The sequence below is a fragment of the Nocardioides sp. genome (assembly GCF_047606145.1).
In the GTDB taxonomy this organism is placed as follows: Bacteria; Actinomycetota; Actinomycetes; order Propionibacteriales; family Nocardioidaceae; genus Nocardioides.
Genome location: NZ_JASGET010000044.1, coordinates 1 through 5891 on the forward strand (window position 1 = coordinate 1; position 5891 = coordinate 5891).

5 protein-coding genes, 1 tRNA gene and 1 pseudogene are annotated in these 5891 nt (G+C 71.9%); 5 read left to right on the forward strand and 2 right to left on the reverse strand.

Annotated elements, in window-relative coordinates; translation table 11 throughout:
• From QM638_RS06350 to QM638_RS06370, 5 genes are all read left to right on the forward strand, one after another.
• Positions 1–474 (forward strand): aromatic-ring-hydroxylating dioxygenase subunit beta (locus QM638_RS06350; protein ID WP_415141111.1); only part of this gene is annotated, 474 nt, incomplete at its 5' end.
• Positions 471–1877: an aromatic ring-hydroxylating oxygenase subunit alpha gene (locus tag QM638_RS06355; protein ID WP_415141112.1), complete on the forward strand. Its 1407-nt coding sequence runs from the start codon at positions 471–473 to the stop codon at positions 1875–1877. The genes QM638_RS06350 and QM638_RS06355, both read left to right, overlap by 4 nt.
• Entirely contained in the window at positions 1874–2287 is a 414-nt protein-coding gene (locus tag QM638_RS06360; RefSeq protein ID WP_415141113.1) for an ester cyclase, read from the forward strand. The genes QM638_RS06355 and QM638_RS06360 overlap by 4 nt, the downstream gene beginning before the upstream one ends.
• A 39-nt stretch (positions 2288–2326) precedes the next feature.
• Entirely contained in the window at positions 2327–3319 is a 993-nt protein-coding gene (locus QM638_RS06365) for an isopenicillin N synthase family dioxygenase (protein ID WP_415141114.1), read from the forward strand.
• The gene (locus QM638_RS06370; protein WP_415141115.1) at positions 3316–4638 is read left to right on the forward strand and encodes an FAD-binding oxidoreductase; all 1323 of its coding nucleotides are present in this window, start codon (positions 3316–3318) and stop codon (positions 4636–4638) included. Before QM638_RS06365 ends, QM638_RS06370 begins: the two co-directional genes overlap by 4 nt.
• 151 nt (positions 4639–4789) lie before the next feature.
• Here QM638_RS06370 and QM638_RS06375 read toward each other — a convergent pair.
• Positions 4790–4862 (reverse strand) — tRNA-Asn (locus QM638_RS06375).
• Positions 4863–5333: 471 nt separating this feature from the next.
• Positions 5334–5891 (reverse strand): annotated as a pseudogene (locus tag QM638_RS06380) (DNA primase); the annotation flags it as partial.

Below are 5891 nucleotides of genomic sequence, written 5' to 3' on the forward strand. Positions count from 1 at the left end.
GCCTCGGCCGCGGCGCAGCTCGCGGCCGAGGCACGCTGGCTCGATCACGAGCGCTGGCGCGACTGGTTGTCGCACTGCTGCGACGACACGGTGGTCTGGGTGCCCCTCGACACCCGGTCGCCACACCCCGGCGATGACCAGTCCCTGTTCCTCGACGACCGACGCCGGCTCGACGAGCGGGTGTGGCGCTTCCTCGACCCGAACGCCTGGGCACTGGTGCCCTCGGGGACGGTGGTCCGCTCGGTGAGCGGCGTCGAGGCCTGGCCGGCCGGCCCCGACGAGCTGGTGGTGAGCAGCGTTCTCGGTCTGCAGCAGGTGCGTGCCCACCGGACCTGGGCCACCACCGGCCGCCAGGTGCACCGGCTCCGTGCGGTACCCCGCACCGAGGGCGGTACGGCGTACCTGCTGGTGCACAAGATCATGCTGCTGCCCCATCTGGAGGCCGGCAGCCCGCACCTGGGATGGCTGCTGTGAGCGCCGCTGACCCGTTCGGCGGCGACGACGTGCGGGCGGTCCGGGCCGAGTTGGACCGGCTGGTCACCCCCGAGCACGTGCACCGCCGCCTCTACACCGATCCGGACATCTTCGAGCGCGAGCTGCGCACCGTCTTCGGCGGCTCCTGGGCCTATCTGGCCCACCTCAGCGAACTGCCCACCCGCGGCTCCTTCCTCCGTCGCCGACTGGGGCGGCGCCAACTCGTGGTCACCCGCGCCGGCGACGACAGCATCCACGTGGTCTTCAACCGTTGCTCGCACCGCGGCACCATGCTGGTCACCGCCGACCGCGGCTGTGAGCGGGTCTTCACCTGCCCCTACCACGGCTGGCGCTTCGACGTCGACGGTCACCTGCGCAACGTGCCGGTGCCCTCGTCGTACACCGACGTCAGGTCCGGGCGGTTCGACCTGGGCCGCGCCCACGTCGCCGTCTATCGCGGCTTCGTGTTCGGCAGTCTCGCCGAGGAGCCGCTCGATCTGCTCGACTGGCTCGGTCCGGCCCGGCCATGGCTCGACGCGCTCATCGACCGGCACCCCGGCGGCGAGCTGATGATCCACCCCACGCCGCTGCGCTACGAGTTCGCCGCCAACTGGAAGGTCTCCTGGGACAACGCCGCCGACGGCATCCACGCCAACTTCGCCCACCGCAGCTACAACCTGCTGGGGCAGGAGACCGACACCACCACGGTGCTCGACCGCAACCCCGCCCTCACCCCGATCGTGAGTCGATCCCTGCCCCACGGCCACGCCGTGGTGGACCAGCGACCGAGCATCCCCGACGGCCCCTGGTCCACGATGCGGCCACTGCCCACGTCGAACGAGTTGGTCGCCTCGCTCGGCGAGCGCGGCCTGGCCGATCGCGACACCCTCGACCTGGCGACCGGCAGCATGCTCAACCTCAGCCTGTTCCCGAACCTGATCTTCGTCGGCAACCAGCTCATGGTGGTCGAGCCGGTCGAGGTCGGCCGGACCCGGCTGTCGGTCTACCTCATCGGTGCGCCCGGCGCGCCCGAGGAGGTGGACCTGCTGCGGCTGCGGGTCGACGAGGACTTCGTGTCCTTCGGCACGCCCGACGACTTCGAGATGTTCGAGCGCATCCAGGACGGCCTGCTCATCCCGGAGGCGGAGTGGATCGACACCTCGCGCGGTGCCGCTCTGGACACCGACGACCCCGAGACCGTGGGCGTCGTGATGGGAGACGTCGCGACCGAGGCGCCGATCCGCGGCTACCTGAACGAATGGACCCGGCTGATGACCAGCGAGCAGCGGCTCGCCGCCGCTCCCTCGACCCGGACTCCCTCGACCCAGGCCCCCACGCCCCGGGCCTCGGCCAGGACCGCATCGGCCGGGAGCCAGGCGCCCGGATCGGCGGTGCGGCGATGAGCGACGCCACGCGCCTGGTCGCCGACTATCATCGCCGGCTGTGGGCCGAGGGAGACCTCGGCGCCATCGGCGAGGCCTTCGCGCCCGACGCCATCGTCCACCTCACCGGCTTCGACGACCGCGCGGTGGCGGCCGTCCGCGCCGATGCCGTTCGCTATCGGGGTGCCTTCACCGAGGTGAGCACCGAGATCCTGACGCTGCTGACCGACGGCGATCGGGTCGTCCTGCACTGGAGCACCGTGGGTCGCCACGTCGGCCCCTACGGGAAGGTCCCGGCCACCGGACGGGTGGTGACCATGACCGGGATCGACATCTTCCGGATCGCGGACGGTCGGGTGATCGAGTGCTGGTCGCTGTGGGACGGCCTCGACGTGTACGACCAGCTGGGCGTGCTCCCCGAGCTCTGGTGACCCTTGACCGACCAACCCTTCTCAGACCAGGAGACGCAGATGTCACGCTACGACGAGATGACCCTTCCACTGATCGACCTCACCCCGTGGTACGGCGGCGACCCCGACCGCCGCGCGGAGGTCGCCGCCCAGGTCGACCACGCGCTGCAGGTCTTCGGCTTCATGATGGTGGTCGGCCACCCGTTCGAGGACGGCCTGGTGGACCGGGTGCGGGCCGAGGCGCTGGAGTTCTTCCGGCTCCCGGTCGAGGCCAAGCGACGCTACTCGGTCGGTCCCGGCGGCCACGGCTGGATGCCGTCGGGCGTCGAGGCCAACGCGGGCTCCGACGGCATCGACAGCCCGCCGGACCTCAAGGAGTCCTTCGGCTTCGGCCCGGAGACCGCGCCCTGGGAGGGGGACGTCGCCGGCCAGGAGGACTCGCCCACCCCCAACCTCTGGCCGACCGAGCGACCCGGCATGCGCGAGATCGTGTCGTCCTACGCCGAGGCGAGCGCACGGCTGGCCGACGACCTGCTGGAGATCTTCGCGACCGCGCTGGATCTGCCCATCGACTTCTTCACCTCGCGGTGCAGCCGCAGCCCCTGGCAGACGAACCTCAACTGGTATCCCGGCCGCGAGGCGGTGGGTGAGGTGGCCGAGGGTCAGTTCCGGATCGGACAGCACACCGACTTCGGGACGCTGACCATCCTCGACCGGCAGCCGGGCTCCGGTGGCCTGCAGGTCCGTAGGCTCGACGGCGAGTGGATCGACGCTCCGTTCGTGCCCGGGTCGCTGACCATCAACACCGGAGATCTGCTCGCCCGGTGGACCGCCGACCGTTGGCGGTCCACGCCCCACCGGGTGCTGCCGCCGCCGGCCGACGAGCCGACCGAGGAACTGGTGTCGCTGGTCTTCTTCCACGAGGCCGATCCCGCGACCGTGGTGGAGATGCTGCCCTCGGCGAAGGTCGGCACCAGCACCTACGAGCCGGTGACCGCCGGCGACTTCCTGCGCTCCCGCATCGAGTCGATCACCGTGGGTGCGGCCGGGTGACGCCGACGACCGGCGTCGACGTCGTCGGGGAGCTCGCCCAGCGCCTGACCGCGATCGTCGGCGACCGGGGCGTGCGCGCCGACCGGCCCTCCCGGGAGCGGGCCTCGCTCGACGGCGCCACCATGTCGCCGATCCTGATGGATCGACATCCTCTCGGGCTCGCCGACCTGGTCGTCCTGCCGACCGCGGTCGACCAGGTGCCGGAGGTGGTCGCCGCGGCCGTCGACCTCGGCGTACCCGTCACCCCGCGTGGCCGCGGCACCGGCAACTACGGGCAGGCCATCCCGCTGCGCGGCGGCCTGCTGCTGGACCTCTCCCGGCTGACCGGCCTCGGCCCCGTGCGGGACGGGGTGGTGACCGCGGAGGCGGGCGCGAAGCTGCTCACCCTCGAGACCGAGGCGTGGAAGACCGGTCAGCAGCTGTGGATGTATCCCTCGACCGTGCACAGCACCCTGGGCGGCTTCCTCTCCGGCGGCTCGTGCGGCACCGGCTCCATCCGTCACGGCGACAACGACGAGGGATTCGTCGCGAGCCTGGACGTCGTCGACGCCGGACCGGCGCCCTCGATCACGCACTACGAGGACGAGGCCGCCCAGCCCTACGTGCACGCGTACGGCGTCGCGGGCATCCTCGTCCGGGCGGGGGTCAGACTGGAGCCGCTCCAGCCCTGGCGCGCGGTGTGGGCCAGCTTCGCCGACGTCCACGACGCGCTGGCGATCTTCCGCGACATCCGGGCACTGGAGCCGCGACCGCGGCTGGTCTCGGTCGACGACGCGGTGCTGGCCTCGCATCTGCCAGCCGACGTGGCGCTGGTGCCGGGCCGGGCGAGCCTGCGCGCCGTGGTCGACGCGGAGACGCTCGACCGGGTGACCGCCATCGTCACCGGCGCCGGCGGTCGGGTGGAGTCGGTCCGGGAGGGACTGCCGGCGGTGCTCGCGCAGAGCACGCTGTCCTACAACCACCCGACCTGGTGGATGATGCGGTCCGAGCCCGGCGCCTGGGTCCACGTGGAGGCCATCGGCGACGCGCTCATCGACCGCTACGACGAGGCGCTCCGGGTCCTCCCGCAGGCGACCATGCACCTCGAGGCCGGCTTCGCGGAGCCCTTCGTGTTGGTCAACGGCCGCTACCAGGGCCCCGCCCAGGTCTACCGGGCCATGGACGCGCTCCGCGCGCTCGGCGCGAAGGTGCATGACCCTCACCAGTGGTGGGTCGACCGCGGCGTGGATCGGATCCGGGCACTTGCCGCCCGCAACGACCCCCACGGCCTGCTCAATCCGGGCAAACTGCGCCCGGCCGCCGAGTCGGATCCGGGCTAGGCCGAGCCGAGGCCACCGCGGATGTCGCCGCCGGGTGGGCCGTCGACAAGGACGTGGCTGGCGCGACGGGATCGTGGGCACGGTGTGACCGAACCCGACGACGACCGAACCCCGTCCGATCCGTTCGAACGGATCGGACGGGGTTCATCTGCTCCCCCGGTTGGACTCGAACCAACAACCCTCCGGTTAACAGCCGAATGCTCTGCCAATTGAGCTACAGGGGACCGCTGTGCAGCGCGACGAACGATAGCAAGCCGGCCGCTCGGGGTCGAAATCGAGGTCGTCTCTGAGAGGCCGTCGACCGGCCACGACGAGCCACCCCACGGCGGGGCTCGGCCACCGGGCGACCCCCGCGGGTGAATCTGATGATCTTCTCAGAACTTCCTCCAAATCAGGTACAACTTCCCCTCTCCTGCCCTACGGTCCTGTTGATGTTCTGTGGAACCAGGCCCTGCCTGCCTCCGCCCGAACGTCCAGGACGCCCGCCGCGTCATGACGAGACCCGAGGAGACACCCACGCCGATGATCCGGAGAGCTCAGCCCCGGGAGCGCCGGGCTCGCCCGGCTGGCCGCGGGAACGACCCGGCTCGAGACTCGCCGCCGCGATAGCCGAGCGGCGGTTCGGGAGCCGGCGCCGCCCGGCTGGTGATACCGCGGGGGATCACCAGCCGGGCGGCGGGCTTCAGGTCGAGGCTTCAGGCCGAGGACAAGCGGTCGCGCAGTGACCGGCGATGCTGCTCGAGCCGCGCCAGCTCGGCGAACAGCCGACGGTAGCCGTCCGGGTCCGCCGAGGCGTCGGCGCGCTGCAGGCGGCTCTTGACGTCGGCGATCCGCCGCTGGTCGGAGAGCTCCAGCAACCGGACGACATGGACGAGGACATAGGAGGCGTCCGGCTCCCGGGCCGCCGGAATCGGCTCCACCGCGAGCTCGCTGACCATCGCCGCCACCGCGGGCTCGGCCGCCGAGGACTTGAGCCGTCCCGCCCAGCCGGGATCGCCGGCTCCGGCGACCGCGCCGCCGGCGGCAGCGATCAGCGACCACACCGCGCGATAGAGCGGGTGGGTGAAGTCCTCGACGCCGACCTCGCTCGTCGTACGACCCAACGCCATCGGATGCTGCACGACCAGCTTGAGGGTCTCGCGCTCGATGGCGAACCGTGGATCGCGCGGATGCGGCATCGGTCGGACCTCGCCCGGGCCTCCGGCCGCCGCGGCCGGGTGCCCGGTCGCGGAGCGGGCGGGCTCCGCCCGCCC